The 18,709-nt window shown below is 63.8% G+C and carries 19 protein-coding genes; 15 read left to right on the top strand and 4 right to left on the bottom strand.

All coding sequences use genetic code 11. The annotated features are described in order from the left end of the window. Nucleotides 1-4: 4 nt before the first annotated feature. Together gatB and QZV93_RS05520 are read left to right on the top strand one after the other, a co-directional pair. Complete coding sequence (gatB, locus tag QZV93_RS05525; RefSeq protein WP_295556647.1) at nucleotides 5-1,477, top strand: Asp-tRNA(Asn)/Glu-tRNA(Gln) amidotransferase subunit GatB; 1,473 nt, start codon at nucleotides 5-7, stop codon at nucleotides 1,475-1,477. 214 nt (nucleotides 1,478-1,691) lie between these two features. Then, a complete protein-coding gene (locus QZV93_RS05520) occupies nucleotides 1,692-2,222 on the top strand; it encodes a hypothetical protein (RefSeq protein WP_295556645.1) in 531 nt (176 codons plus the stop codon). Nucleotides 2,223-2,242: 20 nt separating this feature from the next. Here QZV93_RS05520 and QZV93_RS05515 read toward each other — a convergent pair whose 3' ends face one another. Further along, on the bottom strand, nucleotides 2,243-2,707 hold the full coding sequence (locus tag QZV93_RS05515; protein ID WP_295556644.1) for a tRNA (cytidine(34)-2'-O)-methyltransferase: 465 nt from the start codon (nucleotides 2,705-2,707) through the stop codon (nucleotides 2,243-2,245). A 332-nt stretch (nucleotides 2,708-3,039) separates the two neighbouring features. Here QZV93_RS05515 and petA point away from each other — a divergent pair, with 332 nt between their 5' ends. The 4 genes from petA to QZV93_RS05495 all read left to right on the top strand — a co-directional run bounded on the left by petA (nucleotide 3,040) and on the right by QZV93_RS05495 (nucleotide 6,820). Continuing rightward, the gene (petA, locus tag QZV93_RS05510) at nucleotides 3,040-3,612 is read left to right on the top strand and encodes a ubiquinol-cytochrome c reductase iron-sulfur subunit (RefSeq protein ID WP_295556642.1); all 573 of its coding nucleotides are present in this window, start codon (nucleotides 3,040-3,042) and stop codon (nucleotides 3,610-3,612) included. Nucleotides 3,613-3,632: 20 nt separating this feature from the next. Beyond that, nucleotides 3,633-4,910: a cytochrome b N-terminal domain-containing protein gene (locus QZV93_RS05505; protein WP_295556640.1), complete on the top strand. Its 1,278-nt coding sequence runs from the start codon at nucleotides 3,633-3,635 to the stop codon at nucleotides 4,908-4,910. Between the two features lie 16 nt (nucleotides 4,911-4,926). After that, a complete protein-coding gene (locus tag QZV93_RS05500) occupies nucleotides 4,927-5,796 on the top strand; it encodes a cytochrome c1 (protein ID WP_295556638.1) in 870 nt (289 codons plus the stop codon). A gap of 148 nt (nucleotides 5,797-5,944) precedes the next feature. After that, nucleotides 5,945-6,820, top strand: a complete 876-nt coding sequence (locus QZV93_RS05495; RefSeq protein ID WP_295556636.1) for an S-methyl-5'-thioadenosine phosphorylase — start codon at nucleotides 5,945-5,947, stop codon at nucleotides 6,818-6,820. A gap of 2 nt (nucleotides 6,821-6,822) precedes the next feature. Here QZV93_RS05495 and QZV93_RS05490 read toward each other — a convergent pair whose 3' ends face one another. Together QZV93_RS05490 and bfr are read right to left on the bottom strand one after the other, a co-directional pair. Further along, nucleotides 6,823-7,248, bottom strand: coding sequence for a response regulator (locus QZV93_RS05490; protein ID WP_295556634.1), 426 nt, complete (start codon nucleotides 7,246-7,248; stop codon nucleotides 6,823-6,825). Nucleotides 7,249-7,370: 122 nt separating this feature from the next. Beyond that, nucleotides 7,371-7,862 (bottom strand): bacterioferritin, encoded by a 492-nt coding sequence (gene bfr / locus QZV93_RS05485; protein WP_295556632.1) that lies wholly within the window; start codon nucleotides 7,860-7,862, stop codon nucleotides 7,371-7,373. Nucleotides 7,863-8,188: 326 nt separating this feature from the next. On the opposite strand from bfr, the gene QZV93_RS05480 reads away from it, so the two are divergent. From QZV93_RS05480 to QZV93_RS05440, 9 genes are all read left to right on the top strand, one after another. Continuing rightward, nucleotides 8,189-9,046, top strand: coding sequence for an alpha/beta fold hydrolase (locus QZV93_RS05480; protein WP_295556630.1), 858 nt, complete (start codon nucleotides 8,189-8,191; stop codon nucleotides 9,044-9,046). A gap of 190 nt (nucleotides 9,047-9,236) precedes the next feature. Further along, nucleotides 9,237-9,824 (top strand): hypothetical protein, encoded by a 588-nt coding sequence (locus QZV93_RS05475; RefSeq protein WP_295556628.1) that lies wholly within the window; start codon nucleotides 9,237-9,239, stop codon nucleotides 9,822-9,824. A 196-nt stretch (nucleotides 9,825-10,020) separates the two neighbouring features. Beyond that, nucleotides 10,021-10,524 (top strand): hypothetical protein, encoded by a 504-nt coding sequence (locus QZV93_RS05470; RefSeq protein WP_295556626.1) that lies wholly within the window; start codon nucleotides 10,021-10,023, stop codon nucleotides 10,522-10,524. 199 nt (nucleotides 10,525-10,723) lie between these two features. After that, a complete protein-coding gene (locus tag QZV93_RS05465; protein WP_295556625.1) occupies nucleotides 10,724-11,917 on the top strand; it encodes an ABC transporter permease in 1,194 nt (397 codons plus the stop codon). A gap of 260 nt (nucleotides 11,918-12,177) precedes the next feature. After that, nucleotides 12,178-12,945: an ABC transporter ATP-binding protein gene (locus tag QZV93_RS05460; RefSeq protein WP_295556624.1), complete on the top strand. Its 768-nt coding sequence runs from the start codon at nucleotides 12,178-12,180 to the stop codon at nucleotides 12,943-12,945. Nucleotides 12,946-12,960: 15 nt separating this feature from the next. After that, nucleotides 12,961-13,986 carry an efflux RND transporter periplasmic adaptor subunit gene (locus QZV93_RS05455; RefSeq protein WP_295556623.1) on the top strand — a complete coding sequence of 342 codons (1,026 nt, stop codon included), beginning with the start codon at nucleotides 12,961-12,963 and terminating at the stop codon, nucleotides 13,984-13,986. Nucleotides 13,987-14,302: 316 nt separating this feature from the next. Continuing rightward, on the top strand, nucleotides 14,303-14,536 hold the full coding sequence (locus QZV93_RS05450; protein WP_295556621.1) for a hypothetical protein: 234 nt from the start codon (nucleotides 14,303-14,305) through the stop codon (nucleotides 14,534-14,536). 6 nt (nucleotides 14,537-14,542) lie between these two features. Next, entirely contained in the window at nucleotides 14,543-14,983 is a 441-nt protein-coding gene (locus QZV93_RS05445; RefSeq protein ID WP_295556620.1) for a hypothetical protein, read from the top strand. A gap of 263 nt (nucleotides 14,984-15,246) precedes the next feature. Then, complete coding sequence (locus QZV93_RS05440; protein ID WP_295556618.1) at nucleotides 15,247-17,151, top strand: cyclic nucleotide-binding and patatin-like phospholipase domain-containing protein; 1,905 nt, start codon at nucleotides 15,247-15,249, stop codon at nucleotides 17,149-17,151. On the opposite strand, the gene QZV93_RS05435 is transcribed toward QZV93_RS05440, so the two are convergent. Next, nucleotides 17,129-18,622, bottom strand: coding sequence for an undecaprenyl-phosphate glucose phosphotransferase (locus QZV93_RS05435; protein WP_295556616.1), 1,494 nt, complete (start codon nucleotides 18,620-18,622; stop codon nucleotides 17,129-17,131). The genes QZV93_RS05440 and QZV93_RS05435 overlap by 23 nt on opposite strands. Nucleotides 18,623-18,709: the final 87 nt, after the last annotated feature.

Below are 18,709 nucleotides of genomic sequence, written 5' to 3'. Positions count from 1 at the left end.
ATTGATGCAGGACACGTCAAAGCACAAGGCAAGCAACCTGATCGCAGGTGCCACCGGCGACTGGGAGGTCGTGATCGGCATGGAGGTGCATGCCCAGGTGGCTTCCGCGTCGAAGCTGTTCTCCGGTTCCTCGACCGCATTCGGTGCCGAGCCGAACAGTCATGTGTCGCTCGTCGATGCGGCCATGCCGGGCATGCTGCCGGTCATCAACGCCGAGTGCATTGCCCAGGCCATACGCACCGGGCTCGGCCTCAAGGCCGAGATCAATCTCAACAGCGTTTTCGACCGTAAGAACTATTTTTATCCGGATCTCCCGCAGGGCTATCAGATCAGCCAGTACAAGCAGCCGATCGTCGGCGAGGGCGAGATCGAGATCGACGTCGACGGCGAAGCCAAGCGCGTCGGCATCGAGCGCCTGCACCTGGAGCAGGACGCCGGAAAGTCGATCCACGACCAGAGCCCGGACTATTCCTTCGTCGATCTCAACCGCTCGGGCGTGGCGCTGATGGAGATCGTCTCCAGGCCCGATCTGCGCTCCTCGAAAGAGGCACAGGCCTACGTCACCAAGCTGCGCACTATCCTGCGCTATCTCGGCACCTGCGACGGGGACATGGAGAAGGGCAACCTTCGCGCCGATGTGAACGTCTCCGTCCGCAAGCCCGGCGACAAGCTCGGCACCCGCTGCGAGATCAAGAACGTCAACTCGATCCGCTTCATCGGACAGGCCATCGAGGTCGAGGCGCGACGCCAGATCGATATCATCGAGGACGGCGGCAAGATCGATCAGGAAACGCGCTTGTTCGATCCCGCGAAGGGCGAAACACGCTCCATGCGTTCGAAGGAAGAGGCGCACGACTACCGTTACTTCCCCGATCCCGACCTCCTGCCGCTCGAGCTCGAGCAGGGCTTTGTCGACGATCTCGCGCAGCACCTGCCGGAGCTGCCGGACGAGAAGCGCGCCCGCTTCGTCAAGGACTACGGCCTGTCGGCGTACGACGCCACCGTGCTCGTCGCCGAGCGGGACAACGCCGACTATTTCGAGAGCGTCGCCAAAGGTCGCGACGGGAAACTGGCGGCAAACTGGGTCATCAACGAGCTGTTCGGCCGCCTGAACAAGGAAGGCAAGAACATCGAGCATTCGCCGGTCTCGGCCAAGCAGCTCGGCGGCCTCGTCGACCTGATCGCCAACGGCACCATCTCCGGCAAGATCGCCAAGGATCTGTTCGAAATCCTTTGGACCGAGGGCGGCGACCCCGCGGAGATCGTCGAAGCCCGCGGCATGAAGCAGGTGACGGACACCGGCGCCATCGAGAAGGCGGTGGACGAGATCATCGCCGCCAACCCCGACAAGGTCGAGCAGGCCAAGGCCAAGCCGTCCATGATCGGCTGGTTCGTCGGCCAGGTCATGAAGGCGACGGGCGGCAAGGCAAATCCCGCCGCCGTGAACGACATCCTGAAGGCGAAGCTCGGTCTCTAGCCGGCTCCGCAACAGCCTGATCCATGTCGGCCGCCACGGTATGGACCATGACGTTCGCGGGCGTGCGCCTGGAAAACAGGCATGAAATCGCCTGAGGCCGCGCCGACACAGACCCGTCAAGATCGCATGCGTGGGGCGAGGCGCCCTGTTGCAAGCCAACGGGCGGTCGGCAAGCTATGCGCGCCGGGATTCGAGCGCAATGCGCGGGGACCACATGACCTTTCCGTTGATCACGATCAGGCGCGGGCTTGCGGTCACGTTCGTCGCAGCCGTGACGTGGGGCTTTGCGGTCGTCTCGGCTCCGGCCGTCGATGCAGCTCCGCAGACGGTCGGTCCGTTTGCCAGCATCGATGGTTGGTGGGGCGGCGAAGGCCGTCTGCGTTTCAAGGACGGCAAAACCGAGCAGGTGAAGTGCCGTGCCACCTATTTCGTCGAGGAGGAAGGCAACGTCCTGAAGCAGACGATCCGCTGCGCCTCCGGCGGCGGCAAGATCGAGCTGAAGAGCGTTGTCCGCCACGCCGACGGCAAGCTGTCCGGCGATTGGAAGGAAGAGATGTACAACATCGCCGGGTCGCTCGACGGCCAGGTGACGCCGCGCGGCTTCCGCGTATCGGTCAAGGGCACCGAGGGCTCGACCCTGTCGGCAAACATGGACATCATCGTCAAGGACAAGCGGCAGATGGTCGAGATCCAGTTCTTCAGCGAGACCTTGGTCGGCCTCACCCTATTGTTGAACAAAGGCTGACGACCGCTCGGCCCTGATGCCTACGCGGGAAAGCCGCCCGTCTGCCTGAGCGCTTCCCCCAGCACCATCGCCGCCGCAACGGCAATATTCAGTGAACGCAGGCCTTCCCGCATCGGAATGCGGATGCGCGCGTCGGCCCGCTTATGCACCGCCTCCGGAACGCCCGCACTTTCGCGGCCAAGCAGCAGCACGTCGGTGTCGCGAAACGCGAATCCGAGATGGGACTCGCTGGCGTGTGTAGTCAGCAGCACGAGTCGCGGCGGTGGAGTCGATTCCGCTAGGCGCGCATCGAAGGCGGCGAAGCTCTCATGGCGGGTAAGCGCGACGTGATCCAAATAGTCGAGTCCAGCCCTCCGGAATGACCGGTCGCTGATATCGAAGCCCGCAGGCCCGATCAGATCCACGGCGACACCAACACAGGCCGAAAGTCGAAGAATGGTTCCGGTGTTCTGCGGAATGTCGGGTTGATAGAGCGCAAGGCGCATGAGCGAACGTCCAATGTAGTCTGAAGTCTGCGCCACTTTGACCCGCGGAGTGCGAGTCGAGGCGACTTGAGCACATTGGCAATCGATGCCAGAACAAGACGACAGATGGACGCGCAGCGATTCGGCGACCCCTGATGGAAGGAGCGATCCTTGCACACGAGGCGAGCCTCGTTTAGTGCTTTCCAATCTGCATGGGGAGAAAACTTGCGCACTCGTCCGTAACCGGAATTCTAGGCTTGCGGAGCGTGAGCGAAAAAGAAAACTGACCCGCTGTTGTCTCGGAGCGCGAAGCACGTCGCGCGAAGGAAACATCCTCGAAACTGGAGGGGCACGTGGCAAGCGAAGTCGAAGATACTAGTCGCCGAGATTTCCTTGTCATTGCCGGAAATGCATTTGCTGCCGTCGGCGCAGCGGCGACGCTGTGGCCGTTCGTGGCGCAAATGAACCCCGATGCCGGCGCTCAAGCCTTGGCCTCGGTCGAAATCGATCTCTCCCCGGTCAAGGAAGGCCAGGCCATCACCGCCATGTGGCGCGGCAAGCCTATTTTTATCCGCAACCGGACGGCGGACGAGATCAAGGCGGCGGAGACGGTCCCCGTTGCCGACCTTCCCGACCCGTCGGCGCGCAACGATCTCCTGCCCGAGGCCACGCCGGCCCTCGACACCAATCGCGTCAAGGAGGGCAAGGACAATTGGCTGATCCTGGTCGGCATCTGCACGCACTTGGGTTGCATCCCGAAAGGGCAGGCGATGGCCGACACCAGGGGTGACTTCGGCGGTTGGTTCTGCCCCTGTCACGGCTCGCACTACGATACGTCCGGGCGCATCCGCAAAGGCCCGGCGCCGCGTAACCTCGAGGTCCCGCCCTACGAGTTCGTGTCCGACACCAAGATCAAGATCGGCTGAGAGGGGCAGGGGGGTCTCAGATGGAACATTCGTCAAGCTACGAGCCGAAATCCTCGTTTGCCAAATGGTGGGACGACCGCCTGCCGATCGCGCGTCTCATGCACGGCCAGTTCGTGGATTTTCCGACGCCGCGCAATCTCAACTACCTTTGGACTTTCGGCGGCATCCTGACCTTCTGCCTCGTGGCTCAGATCGCGACCGGCATTGTGCTCGCCATGCATTATCAGCCGAGCGCGGCAGATGCGTTCAACTCGGTGGAGGCCATCCGCCGTGACGTCAACTACGGCTGGATGATCCGCAACTTCCACGCTGTCGGCGCTTCGATGTTCTTCATCGCCGTCTACATCCACATCTTCCGCGGCCTCTACTACGGCTCCTACAAGGCCCCGCGCGAGGTGTTGTGGATCCTCGGCGTGCTCATCTTCCTGGTCATGATGGCGACCGCCTTCATGGGCTACGCGCTCCCGTGGGGCCAGATGAGCTTCTGGGGCGTGACGGTCATCACCAACCTCTTCTCGTCGTTGAACGAGATCATCCCCGGCGTCGGCACCGCTGTCGTTGAATGGCTGTGGGGCGGCTACTCGGTCTCCGGCACGACGCTGAACCGCTTCTTCTCGCTCCATTACCTGCTGCCGTTCGTCTTGTTCGGTCTCGTTGCGCTCCACATCTGGGCGCTGCACGTGGCTGGGCAGAACAATCCGACCGGTCTCGACATCAAGACTAAGTCGGACGCCGTGCCGATGTATCCCTATGCGGTGGCAAAAGACGCGGTTGGCTTGTTCGCGTTCTTGATCCTGTTTGCCTGGTTCGTCTTCTTCCTGCCGGACTACCTCGGCCACGCCGACAACTACACCGAGGCCAATCCGCTCGTAACGCCGCCGCACATTGTGCCGGAATGGTACTTCCTGCCGTTCTACGCCATCCTGCGCGCCATCCCTTCGAAGCTCGGCGGCGTCATTGCCATGTTTTCGGCCATCGCCGTGCTGGTGTTCGTGCCCTGGCTGGACACCAGCCGCGTGCGCTCCGCCAAGTACCGGCCGCTCTACAAGTGGTTCTTCTGGCTGCTCGTCATTTCATGCGTCGGCCTCGGCTATCTCGGCGCCAAGCCGCCGGAGGGCGCCTACGTTATCTGGTCGCGCATTTTCACCATCTACTATTTCGCCCACTTCCTGCTCATCATGCCGATCGTCGGTCTGATCGAGACGCCGAAGACGTTGCCGAAATCCATATCCGCGTCGGTCCTTCCAAGCGGTTCGGGAGCGCCGCAAGGTGCCGTCACCGCTCCTGAGACACGTTGAGCGGGGGGAACATCCGATGACAAAAGCAATGAAGAGCGGATTTCTCGCCGTTGCCGTCCTCATGGCGGCCGCCAATCTTCCGCAGACGGCGCTGGCTGCCGAAGGCGGTCATGCTCACATCGAGCGCCAGACGTGGAGCTTCGGCGGCTTCACCGGCCAATATGACAAGGCGCAGCTCCAGCGCGGGTTTCAGATTTACAAGGACAGCTGCGTCTATTGCCATGGGCTGAAGCGCGTGCGGTTCCGCAATCTCTTCGAGCCCGGCGGACCTGAGTTCCCCGAGGACGCCGTGAAGGCCCTCGCGCAGACGTGGCCCAACAAGGTCGTCGACGGCCCGAACGACGACGGCAAGATGTTCGACCGCGAACCCAAGCCGTTCGATCCGATCCTGGGACCGTACAAGAACGAGAAGGAAGCCCGCGCCGGGCAGAACGGCGCTTATCCGCCCGATCTTTCGCTGATCGCCAAGGCACGCAACGTCGAATACACGGGGACCTGGTGGGCGCATCCGTTCTCCATGTTGAGGGACGTAGCGACCGGCTATCAGGAGGGTGGTCCCGACTACATCTATGCGCTGCTGACCGGCTACGGCGAGGCGCCGGCGGACGTGAAGCTTGCGGACGGGATGCAGTACAACGCCGCCTTTCCGGGCCATCAGATCGCTATGCCGCCGCCGCTCGCGAAGGACGCCTTCATCAAGTATCAGGACGGCAAAGGCTCGCTCGACGACAATGCACGCGACATCGCGGCATTCCTCGCCTGGGCTGCCGATCCCTCGCTCAATGCGCGCAAGAGCACCGGCTGGCTCGTCATGCTCTATCTGCTCGTGACGACGCTGCTGCTCTATGCCGGAAAGCGGACGCTGTGGTCCAAGATCCCGCACTGAGCGGCCCGGTGACGCCCCAAATGACGGATCGATGACGGAAAGGGCTCCGCTTCGGGGCCCTTTTCTTTTGCAGCGACGGGCAGTAGGCAGTGATGCGGCTCGCAACGCCTCGGCTCCACGATGCTCCATCCGCCTTTTGAGGATCCCCATGACCAAATCCGTGCTTGGCATCGTCGGCGGCAGCGGCTTCTACAATCTGCCGGGGCTTGAGAACGCCCATTGGGAAAAAGTGATGACGCCCTGGGGCGCCCCTTCGGACGAGATCCTGTTCGCCGAGATCGCCGGGCTTCCGGTTCGCTTCTTGCCTCGCCACGGCCGCGGACATCCCGTCCCGCCCTCGGCAATCAACTTCCGCGCCAACATCGATGCGCTGAAACGCTCGGGCGTCACGGATCTGGTGTCGATTTCGGCCTGCGGGTCTCTGCGCGAGGACCTGCCGCCCGGCCACTTCGTTCTTGTCGATCAGTTCGTCGACCGCACCTTCGCGCGCGAGAAAAGCTTCTTCGGCCCCGGGCTCGTTGCGCACGTTTCGGTTGCGGATCCGGTGAGCCCGCTGCTCGTCGATGCCGTCGAGAAGGCGGCCCAGGGCGAGGGCATAACCTATACCCGCGGCGGGACCTACCTCGTGATGGAAGGGCCCCAGTTCTCCACGCGCGCCGAGAGCAACCTCTACCGCAGCTGGGGCATGGACGTCATCGGCATGACCAACATGCCGGAGGCTAAGCTCGCTCGCGAAGCCGAGATCTGTTACGCGACCGTGGCCATGGTGACGGATTACGATTGCTGGCACGACGACCATGCCGACGTCGACGTCGCGTCCATCATCGCCATCATGAAGGACAATACGGAAAAGGCGCAGCGGCTGGTGGCGCGGCTTGCGCGCGAGTTGCCGCGAGAGCATCCAGACTGCCCCATCGGCTCGGATCGCGCCCTCGACGTCGCGCTCATCACGGCACCCGAGGCACGCGACGCCTCTCTCGTGCGCAAGCTCGACGCTGTCGCCGGTCGCGTGCTCAAGGGATAACGCTAGTTGGCGTGGGCGCTTGCCAGCCGCGGCGGCGCGCTCAACAGCGCGCGAACGCGCAGGATGATGCGCTCGATGTCGTAGGGCTTGCCGAAGAACGCATCCGCCACGCCCACGATTCCGCTCTTCGGAACGATACCGGATACGACGATCACCCGCACGCCGGGGTAGAATGCGCGCACGTATTTCGCGAGCGCGATCCCGTCCCGCGCCCCGGGCATCTCGATGTCGGTCACGATCGCATCGATTGCGGCGCCGGTTTGGAGCACCGTCTCGGCCTCGTCCGCGTCGCGCGCTTCACGCACGGCGAATCCTTCCTGGTTGAGCTCCATGGCGAGCGTGAAGCGCAGGATCGGATCATCCTCGACGATCAGAATCCTGGTCGGAGGTTGCGATGAGGCGGACTGGCGAAGTGTTGTTGCTGTCATGATTATTCACCTGCAGGCCAACGCCGCACAGGTGCACGCGGTTCCGTGCGTCCCGACAGAGTGACAATCCGGCACACCGCGGCCGGAAAGAAGCGCGGGCGTGGTGGCGCCCGCGCTCGTCCTTAGTGCCCTTCGACCTCGTTGGCCGGGTCGGATTGCAAGAGCCCGTAGTTCTCGATGCCGATCTTGGATATCAGGTCGAGCTGGGTTTCGATGAAATCGATGTGCCCTTCCTCGTCCTCGATCAGGTCCTCGAACAGCTCCATGGTTACGTAGTCTTTGGCCGTCCGGCAGATGTCGCGTCCCCGGATGTACGTCTCGTGTGCGATCTTCTCGCCCTTGAGATCGCATTCGAGCACTTCCTGGAGATGCTCGCCGATCATGAGCGGCGCCACGTGCTGCAGATTGGGCAGCCCGTCGAGGAAGATGATGCGGGAGACGAGCTTGTCGGCGTGGTGCATCTCCTCGATCGACTCCGCCCGCTCCTTCTTGGCGAGCTTGGTAAACCCCCAGTTTTCGAGCATCCGGTAGTGGAGCCAGTACTGGTTGACGGCCCCGAGCTCGAGCTTCAGCGCCTCGTTCAGGATCTCGATGACCTCGCGTTTACCCTTCATGGGTCCTCCCTTTGCCAGCCGAACGGAATGGCCGCTAGCCGGCGCTCCACGGCTTAAAGTCAACAATTAGAATAATTCTAAATTGGTAATCCGGGGGTGCGGCGAGGTCAATGGGCAAATGCACTTAACCAACCGGACCGTAGCTTTTCCGCTCTAGCCGGAAAACTTTCAAGCGCCCGTCGTCAAATAGTCCCCGATCCTAAGCCGATGAAGCGGCGCAGTTTCCTGTGCCACCCGGAACAGCGGCGGCGGATTGGCTCCGCTAGCGTGACCCCATCGAATACGAGAATGAATTGGGGTCGAAGATGCAGTCGAGCGAATTGAAATTGGGAAGCAAGAGCGGCCGCGTCGGTGTGCTCCTCATCCATGGCCTGTGCGGCTCACCGAGCGAAATTCGCTTTGTTGCCAACGGTCTCACCCGCAACGGCTACACCGTTCTGACGCCTCACCTGGCCGGCCACGGCGGCACCGAGGCCGATCTCATGGCCACCACCTGGCAGGATTGGTACGCGAGCGCCGAGAAAGGCCTCGAGGAGCTGTCTGCGACCTGCGAAACCGTCATCGTTGGCGGCCTGTCCACCGGCGCCGTGCTGAGCCTGATGCTTGCCGCCCGTCACCCCGACAAGGTCCACGCCGTAGCGCTTTATTCGCCGACGCTTTGGCTCTCCGGGCGCCAGATCCCCTGGTATTTGCCGCTCTTCCGCATGATCGACAGCAAATGGGTGGCCAACATGTTTCGCTTCCCGGTGCCGATCCACGTCGGCATCAAGGACAAGCGCATCCGCGATTTCATTACCAGCGCCATGGCTTCGGAAGGATCCAAGATGGCCCCGTCCTCCACACCGGGCGGTGCGGTGCTGGAGCGCCGCCGTCTGGCCAAGGAGGTCATGAAGGATCTCGGCTCCATCACTCAGCCTGTGCTGATCCTGCATGCGCGCGAGGACGACTACGCCGGCCTCGACAATGCAGCGTATCTGCAACGCGAGCTGGGCGGCCCGGTTGATCTCGTGGTGCTGGAGGACAGCTACCACATGGTCACCGTCGACCGGCAGCGCCACGTGGTCCTCGACCGCACGACGGCCTTCGTGTCCCGGATCGCCGGCTCGATCGCCGACACCATCCGCACCAAACCCGCCGTGGCCCAGCTTCGCGGAGCGGGAAGCTTCGCTCCCGTAGCGGCATAAAACAAATAAAATCAATGCATTAATGCGAGAGATGGGCGGCCGCCGGTCTCAGATCGAAAAAAATCGGCAAATTCGACGGCTTGTGCCGGGTGGAACAGCGCCGCGACCCCGCTTCCGGCACTGTGAGCTTCAAGAGAGCGCTGATGGCCAAACGATCCATCAGCTCCAGAGACACCTGATGGAGACGAAAATGGCCAAGAAGCTCAACATCCGCCTGATCGCAGCAACGGTCGCCGCCAGCATGGCAATCACCCCGGCCGCCGAGGCTGGTGGACGTGGCGTCGCACTGGGCATTGGCCTCGGTGTCCTCGCCGTCGGCGCCATGGCCCACCAGGCCAAGAAGGCAGAAGCCCAGCAGCGCGCCCGCGCTAAGGCGCAAGCTCAGGCTCAGGCACGCGCCAAGGCTCAGGCCCAGGCCCGCGCAAAGGCACAGGCCCAGGCACGCGCCAAGGCCCAGGCTCAGGCTCAGGCTCAGGCAAAGGCCGATGCCGCCAAAGCCGAAGCCAACGGTGATGAGGTCGCCGAGACGACAACCACCAGCACCACGCCGAGCACCTACGTACCCGCTCCCTCGAGCTCCGCAGCCCTGACCCAGGTCGATGTCGATCAGGCCAACGCCACCCCGGTCGAAACGGACAAGCCGGTCGACACCGCGGCAGTTGCTTCGAGCGACGACACCTCGGCCTCCACCACCGATCTCACGGCCGAGCCGGATGCCCCCAAGACCTGCAAGAAGTACGTCCCGGCCCTCGGCGTCGCAGTGGATGTCGGTTGCTAAACCGAAGTCAGAAATACAGAGTCACCATCGGAGCCGGTCCCTCGTGGGCCGGCTCTTTTGTTTAGGCAACGTTTTGAAAATGGAGTTTTTGTCCCACCAGGAACAGCGCTCGGCCGCACGTGCAGGCATTCTCTGTTGAGAATGCGACGCCGGTGTCCATGATCCCGGCACAAGCAGAGTTCGAGGAGAGACCACAATGAATGCGAAGGTCATTGCCCTTGCATCCGCCCTCGTGGCGACCACGGCGCTGGCATCCGCAGCCGAGGCTGGCGGCGGCGTGCGCCTGGGCTTCGGTGGCCCGCTTGGTACGTTCGTCGCCACGCCGTCCCACGGCGGCGGTGGCGCATATCATGGGCCGGGCTCGCGAAAGAAGGCCCCGGCCGCTCAGGCGTCACGCAAGCCCGAAAAGTCGCAGCACGTGGTCAAGGCCGACCCGGCGCCGAAGGCGGCCGCCGATAAGGCCGAGACCACCGCCCAAGAGACCGCGCCTGTGACCGGAAGCTCGGCGCTGATCCAGGGATCGATTCCCGCTCAGGATGAGGGCAGCGCCGGGACGGCGGAGCACGCCGAGTCCCAGGCTGAAACGGAACACCCGTCGGCCGGGTCCACCGTGACCGCCGAGGCGCCTGCCGAGGCGGCCAACTGCAAGAAGTTCGTTCCCGCGATCGGCACCACCGTAACGGTCGGCTGCGAGAAGTAATCGAGGGCAGCGCCTCGGGACTTTACCGAAGCGTAACAATCGACCTCAGGGCGTATCGAGTATGACGCGATCGTGCCGGGCCGGATTCGGCGTCACACGACGCATTGTGATGGAATAAAAGCTGATTCGAGCGAGCGCAGGCGCTGGACGCGGCAACGAGTTCAGCGCACAACTCTCCCGAGCTTCATTGGAGTCGGACATGTTAAAGAGGATTTTAGGCGGTGCAGCAGCGCCGGCTGCTCAGGGTAAAGTCATTAAGATGGCGCCCAAGATCGCCTACCGGAACCTCTTTCACGATCGCATGAGCCTGATCGTGACCTTGGTCGGCATCGTCTTCTCCGTGGTGCTCGTCGCCATCGAGGTCGGCCTCTACAAGGGCAGCGAGAACAAGATCGCGACAGTGCTCGACAAGGCGCCCGCCGATCTCTGGATCGTGCCCTTCGGCACCAAAAGCTTCGACGACCCCTCCCTGCTGATCGGCCATGAGAAGTACGCGGCGCTTTCGACGCCGGGCGTGCAAAAGGCCGAAGACATGATCGTGAGCTTCGCATCCTGGCGCAAGCCGGAGGGCGGCCGGAAGTCGTTCATTCTCGTCGGGCTCGATTGGGCCAATGGCGGTACGCGTCCGTGGAGCCTCGACGAAGGCGCGGTCGAAGATCTCGAAGCGCCGAATGCCGTCGCGGTCGATCGTTCCTATTTCAAGGATCTCGGCATCGAAGGGCGCAACAGCTACGCCGAGATCAATAGCCAGCGCATCAAGGTGACGGCCGTCACCAAGGGCATCCGCTCCTTCACGACGCTCCCCTATGTATTCACGCCGATCAACACGGCGCGCAAGTTCGTGGGTGCCGGGGCCGCGCAATCGACATACGTCCTCGTCACGCTGCAGCACGGTGCGAACGTGGAGACAGTTCGTACGGCATTGCAAGACCGCATGCAGGGTGTCGAGGTCTTGACTCACGACGAGTTCACGCGCCGCTCGATCAACTACTGGATGTTCTCCACCGGCGCCGGTCTCGCGCTCATCACCGGCATGGTGCTCGGCGCTATCGTCGGTGTCGTCATCGTTGCGCAGACGCTCTACGCCAGCACAAAGGATCACTTGAACGAGTTCGCGACGCTGCGCGCTCTCGGCGCGTCCGCGAGCTACATTCACGCCGTCATTCTGATCCAGGCGATGCTGAGCGCGGTCCTTGGTTATGCCGCTGGTATGCTGCTCGCCATGCTGGCGATCTACAGGCTGTCGGTGCGCGTGCCGACGCTAACCATCGTCATGACACCCAAGATAGCCGCCTATCTCTTCGCGTTGACGGTCGGCATGTGCATCTTCGCCGCCATCACCGCAATCCGCAAAGTTACGCGCATCGATCCTGCAGGCGTCTTCAACAGATAAGGGCGGGCACCGGTACGTGATGGAAAAAGGAGATCCGGAAGGCGGCAGGTGCTTTCCGGATCTCCTCCATGGAGGAGAGGACGGTGGAGCAAACGTCGCGCTTGCTTCCCGGGATTGGAAGATCCGTTGTAAGAACGATTTCACGGGTTTCGTCACGGCAAACGGCATTTCATGTGACAGGCGTAACAGACGCGACGAGCCACTGATGCCAAACACGTTGCACTGATTTCTGCGTTCCGCATTCGGGAGACTTCGCTGAGATGTCCAAGTCTGACAGAGCATCGAACGGGCAGCGTCCGCTTCTCGAAGCTCGCAATATCGTCAAATCGATCAACACGGGCGCGGGCGAGCTGCACATCCTGAAGGGTGTGAGCATGGACCTCCGCCCCGGAGAGTTGACGCTGCTGATGGGCCCATCGGGCAGTGGCAAGACCACTCTTCTTTCGATCCTCGGCTGCATTCTGACGGCAACCAGCGGCGAGTTGCACCTCGCGGGTCATCAGGCCGTCGGGCTTGCGTCGGAGGAGCTGGCCGAGATCCGGCGTCTCCATATCGGTTTCGTGTTTCAGAGCTACAACCTGTTTCCGACTTTGACCGCGCTCGAGAACGTGCTGGTTGCGCTCGACGTGCGCGACGCGCGCTCTGCCGACCCGGTGGAGACCGCGGCGGAAGCCCTAAAAGCCGTTGGCCTCGGCCATCGCCTGCACAATTATCCGTCGAAACTTTCGGGCGGCGAGAAGCAGCGCGTCGCCATTGCTCGCTCGCTCGCAGGCCGCCCGTCGGTGGTGCTCGCGGACGAGCCTACGGCCGCACTCGATAGCGAGAACGGCAAAGCCGTGATGGAGCTTCTGAAGGAGGTGGCCAAGGATCCGACGCGCGCCGTCATGGCCGTCACCCACGACCATCGCACGCTCCATTATGCAGACCGCATCATCACCATTGAGGATGGACGCATCGTTGGAGACGACCGCTCGCCCAACAAGGGCGGCCCCGACGAGTCATCCAAGAAAAAGAATGTTGCAGCTTAAGGAAGATCATCTGCCATGCTGAAGCCCGTCAATCTCATTCTCCTCCTGGGGCTCGCCGGTGCCGGCGGCTACCTGGCCTACGACAAGTACAAGAATAGCGTGGTCGAGGAGCCGCTTGCTCTCGAGACGAAGGACTACAACGTCGCCGCTCCCGGCCGCGTCGAGCCCAAGTCGGGCGAGATCCGTCTCGGCGCGACATACCTTGGCCGCGTCGAGGAAGTTCTCGTCGCCGTCGATGACAAGGTCGAGGAGGGCGAGCTTCTGCTCCGTCTCGATGACGCCGAAGCCCGCGCCAAGCTCGCGTCCGCTGAAACGGAGGCCGAGGCCCTGCGCGAGGATCGCGAGAAGGATTTCCGCGCCGGCCGCGAGGACGTCCGCAAGGCCGAGGACGCCATCTATTCCGCCGAGCGCGCCGTCACGGGTGCTCGCATCGAACTCGACTACGCCATCTCCGCCAAGCGCGGCGGCACGGGCAGCGACGCGGCCGTGAGCGACGCGCGCCGCCGCCTGAAGGACGCCAACGAGCGTCTCGAACGCGAGCGCATCGCCTACGTCAAGGCGCAGTCGAAGGCCAACCTGCCCGCCCCGAGCCGCGCCGAATCCGGCGTGAGCCAGGCTCGCGCCGAAGTGCGCATGGCCGAAGCGCTGCTCGACAAGACACGCATTCGCGCCCCCTCCGCCGGAACCATCCTCGAGGTGAACGCCAAGGCCGGCGAAGTCGTAGCCCCGTCGCCCGAGCTGCCGCTTGTCGTCATGGGCGACATGAGCATCGTGCGCGTCAAGGCCGAGGTCGACGAGGGTGACGTGGACAAGATCAAGATCAACCAGGTCGCCTATGTGAAGAGCATCAGCCGCGGCGACGAAAGGTTCGAAGGCAAGGTGACCAACATCGCCCCGACCCTCGGCTCCGCCAAGATTGGTCCGCGCGGACCTCTGCGTCCGACCGACGTCGAGGTGATGGAGGTGACCATCGAACTGCAGGGGACGGCCGCGGCGTTGAAGCCCGGCATGCGGGTAGATGCCTTTTTTCGTAACAACTGAGGCATCGAACCCCGCGTCTCCCCCGTCCCGCGGACGCAGACCAATCGCCCTCGCGGGGCTGGAGATCGCTCCGGGCCTGAAATAGGGCTCGGGGCCGGCAAAGGCATAAAGTTTGGGGATTTCTCGCTCCCCCTGCGACAAAAGCTGTGGGCCGCCTGCAAGGGCGGCCCTTTTTATGTTGCAGCGCGAAAAAGCCGATTGACAGCCTTGAAAAGATTGGGAATGTATCGACCGGAACAGCACGTGCTGTCCATCTCAGGCATGGTCTTGCAAGACACCGCCGCGGCGGGTTGAGACCGACGAGATGGAGCGTGCAATGCAAGGACAGATCACGAAGTTTCACGAGAGCATCGGCTTTGGTGTCATCAGCGCCTCCGATGGTCGCAAGTATCGTTTCGCGAAGACGGATATCCAGAATCCGAATGGCCGCCTCGTCGGTCTCGATGTGGATTTCATCGTCGAATCGCGTAGTCCGAGAGACATCATTCTGTTGCATGGGTCGCCCTGGAGCGTTTTCGCCCGCGCGAACCCGGCCTCGAAGCGGAGCTGAAGCACCATGTCGCAAGCCATCGACAATCCCGCCCCAGAGAGCGCCGTGGATACCAGCGACGTGCCGCTCGTCGGTGCCCGCGAGCTCGCGCTCGCTCTTAAGATCCTCTCTGCGGGCAACGGTCTCTTGCTGCCGACGGTGACGCTGTCCGACGAGGACCTGCGCCGCGTCGAGCAGGATTTCTGGCAGATCTCGCCCCGCGCCCGCGTGCGCAAGGTGGCTGTTCTCCTGCGTTTCCGCAGCTTCCTGACCGCCTGCCAGACGCGTCACGTGAGCGATCTGATTGCCCTCCACGGCCAGGCCGCGATCGTCATGGCGCTCGAGGCCGCTGCCAAGATGCGCCTCAACGCCAAGTGGGGCTTCAACCCCGTCAAGATGGCCCGCGCCGTGAGCGAGGCGCTCGCCGCCGCAGCCGAGGGCTACGACGCGCGCACGGTTGCCGCTTAATTCTCCGTAGCCTTTCACTTTAGCGGTGATCCGGCCGGCCCTGTCCCCTATATAACGGGCATGGGCTCAACACTTGCCATCGTCGCTGCCTTCGTCGCGGTGTTTCTCCCCGCGCTGGCGCTTCTCGTCGTAGGGCTTGCCCGTCTCGCTGCAGAGCAACACCGGCTGCCGCCCCTCCCTGATTAACAGATCTCGCGGACCCTCCTTCGGATCCGGACGCATCGCCTTATACTGAGACGGCCGAGCAAAGGGATCGGACGTCCATGGGCCCTGTCGACAGTTCAGCGTCGGAAGACCGAGCATCCGAGGATCGGGTGCGGGAGGCCGACGCGCACGCAAGAACCCTCCACGAGGTCCCGGACGTCGACCTCTTTGCCGGCCTGTCGGAACACGAGCGCCAGGCATTGGCCCAGCGGCTTGCGCTTCACACGCTCCGCCGCGGCGACGTGCTCATGCGCCAAGGGGACCAGGCCGACGCGCTCTACGTCGTGGTCTCGGGACGTTTTGCCGTCACGCTCGAGGGGCGACACGACCCGGTCAGCGAGATCGGCCCTGGCCAGCCCGTAGGCGAGATCGCATTCCTGATCGATGGCGCGCGCACTGCGACCGTAACGGCCATGCGCGACAGCCTGGTGCTGGCGCTCCCGCGCGCCGAGTTCGATGCGCTCGTGGAGGCGCATCCCGGGATCTGGGGCACGCTGACCGCAACGCTCGCCCGCCGCCTGGCCGCCACCACGTCGAGCGCGGCTGCGTCGGCAACCCGGCTGGTGCCCCTGCCGCGCACCATCTGCATCGTTTCCGCCGGCGCTTCGCGCACCAGCACCGAGTTTGTCGCCAAGCTGGGAGATGCTCTGGCCCGGCGCGCGCGCTGCGTCGTGCTCTCGAGCGAAACGGCGCAGAGCCACCTGGGCAGCGATCGTTCTTTCGAAAGCGCAGACGCCATAGCGCGCCTGAATGCACTCGAAGCCGCCCACGAGCACCTGCTGCTGGTCGCGGACGATGCCGTATCGCCATGGACGGAAAAAGCCATTCGCCACGCTGACCTCGTCCTGGCGGTGGCCCATCACGCCGACGGGGCCGAGCCGAATGCCGTCGAGCGGCTGGCGGCGCGATTCGTGACGCCGGAGGCGACGCGCCTCGTGCTCTTGCATCCGCGCCGCGGCAAGGTCTCGGGCACGGCGCGATGGATGGCCTCTCGCGAGATCGCCATGCACCATCACGTCGCGCTCGACCGGACCGACGATATCGACCGCCTCGTGCGCTTCATCGACGGCAGTGCGGTCGGTCTTGTCGCCGCCGGAGGTGGCGCCCTCGCGGCCGCGCATACCGGAGTCTTCAAGGCTCTCTCTGAGGCCGGATTGACGTTCGACATCATGGGGGGAACCTCGGCAGGTGCCGCATTGGCGGCGGCGTTCGTGCTCGACGCGCCGCCCGACGACATCGACGACCGGGTCGGGGAGATGTTCGTCGCCAATCGCGCGCTTCGCCGCTACACGCTGCCGCGCTATGCACTCCTCGATCACACGGCCTTCGATGCCGAGCTCAAGCGCCTGTTCGGCTCGACCGACATCGAGGATCTGTGGCTGCCGTTCTTTGCAGTCTCGACCAACCTTTCACGCTTTGGTCTCGCCGTGCATCGCACCGGCCCCCTATGGCGCGCCATCCGCGCGTCGGCCTCGATCCCGGTGCTGCTGCCGCCGGTCTATACGCCGGACGGCGACATGCTGGTCGACGGTTGCCTCCTGGACAACGTGCCCGTCAAGGTCATGCGCGACTTGAAGAGGGGCCCCAATGTCGTGGTCAGCCTGAAGCCGCCGGAGCTCGACCGCTATGATGTCGATTACGAGGCTCTGCCGTCGCGCGGCGAGTTGATCCGACTGGTGCTCAACCCGTTGCGCCGCGACCGCTTGCCCGAGGCGCCCGGCCTCGTCGCCGTGCTCATGCGCGCCCTGATGGCCAACCGCCGCGACTTTTTGCGAGAGCTGGAGGCCGACGACGTTTCGCTGCAGCCGCCGATCCCCGACGGCATGGGTTTCCTCGATTGGCACCGCCACCACGAGCTGTACAAGGCGGCGTATCGATGGACGTGCGAGCGCATCGGCTCACGTGCCGCCGCCGGCCTGCCGCCCTGGTTCGCGGCAGCCCTTAGTACGCGTTCTCGCTCTTGAGGAGGGCGAGCGGCGTCATCGCGAGAATGTAGAGGTCGAAGAATACCGACCAGTTTTCGATGTAGTAGAGATCGTGCTCAACGCGCTTCTCGATCTTCTCGCGCGTATCGGTCTCGCCGCGCCACCCCGAGATCTGCGCCCAGCCCGTAATACCGGGTTTCACCTTGTGGCGGGCGAAGTAGCGCGAAACGACCTGATCATAGAGCCGGTCCTCGGCCTTGGCGGCGACCGCATGCGGGCGCGGACCCACCAAAGACAGCGTGCCCATGAGCACGTTGAAAAGCTGCGGCAGCTCGTCGAGGCTGGTCTTGCGGATGATCCGCCCGACGCGCGTCACTCGTGGATCGCTTTTCGTCACCAGCCGGTCCGCGGTGGCATCGCAAAGCGCCGTGTGCATGGAGCGGAACTTCAGCACCTCGATCAGTTCGCTATTGAACCCGTAGCGCTTCTGGCGAAACAGTACGGGGCCGGGGGAATCGAGCTTGATGGCGATGGCGACCAGCGCCATCACGGGTGCGAGAAGCACAAGCGCGCACAGCCCGATGAATTTGTCGAACGTCCATTTGGCCACATGCCCCCAGTCCGCGATCGGCCGATCGTGCAGATCGATCATGGCCACCGGACCCACATAGGAGTAGAGACGCCGCGCCAGCCGGATCTGGGTCGCTTGCGCCGGCAAGCGGATATCCGCCGGTAGCTCCGAGATGCGGTTTGCGACGTCGTGCAACCGGCTCTCGCCGGCGAGCGGAAGCGCGACGATGACGAGATCGACGCGAAGCATCCGCGAGACGCTGATGAGATCGTCGAGCGTTCCGAGGCGGGGATAGGCGCTGGCGGAAGCGTGACCGCGCGCGTCCGTGCGGTCGTCGAACACGCCGATGATCCGGAGCTCCATCCCTTGATCGGCCTCGAGCTTGTGGATCAGCTCCTCGGTGAGCGGCCCCGTGCCGTAGATGACGGCGCGCCGCTGCAGGCGTCCCGCCTTCGCGAGCCGTTGCACGACGAGGCTCACGCCCGCGCGCTCGGCCACCAGCACGGCGGCACCGGAGACGAGCCACAGCGCGAGCCAGCCGCGCGAGAGATCCGCGCCCGCCTTGAGAAAGAACGCGACGCCGCCGACCACGGCGAAAGCGGCGAACCATCCGAGCATGAGCCGGGGCAGGCTGCGATGCATCTTTGCGAGAGCTTGCGAGGAATAGAGGCCGAGCCGGTCGAAGGCGAGCACGGCACTGACGCCGGCGATCGCTATCATGGCGGCATAGAGGGGATCGGCCAGAACCTCCGTCTCGCCATGGTAGAGCGCTGCGACGAGGAAGCCGCTAAAGATCGTGAGCGCGAAGTCGGCGAGGCGCACGAGTCCCCCGACGACGATGGGCGAGATGCGCCCGACTCTGACATCCGAAAGCTGGAGGGAGGCGGGATACGCCCCGGAAAGGGTCAATGCGGCGGGGGGCGGGACAGTCGAGAACACGGCTTTGGCTCATTTTGTGACGAACGCTCGGCAAGATGCCGGCGATGAGCCAAGAGGTGCAGTCGCCATGCCACGCGGACGCAGATG

The sequence above is a fragment of the uncultured Hyphomicrobium sp. genome (assembly GCF_902826555.1).
GTDB lineage: Bacteria > Pseudomonadota > Alphaproteobacteria > Rhizobiales > Hyphomicrobiaceae > Hyphomicrobium_C.
The sequence above is the reverse complement of the archived record's forward strand: the minus strand, read 5'-3'. Positions and strand labels throughout refer to the sequence as shown.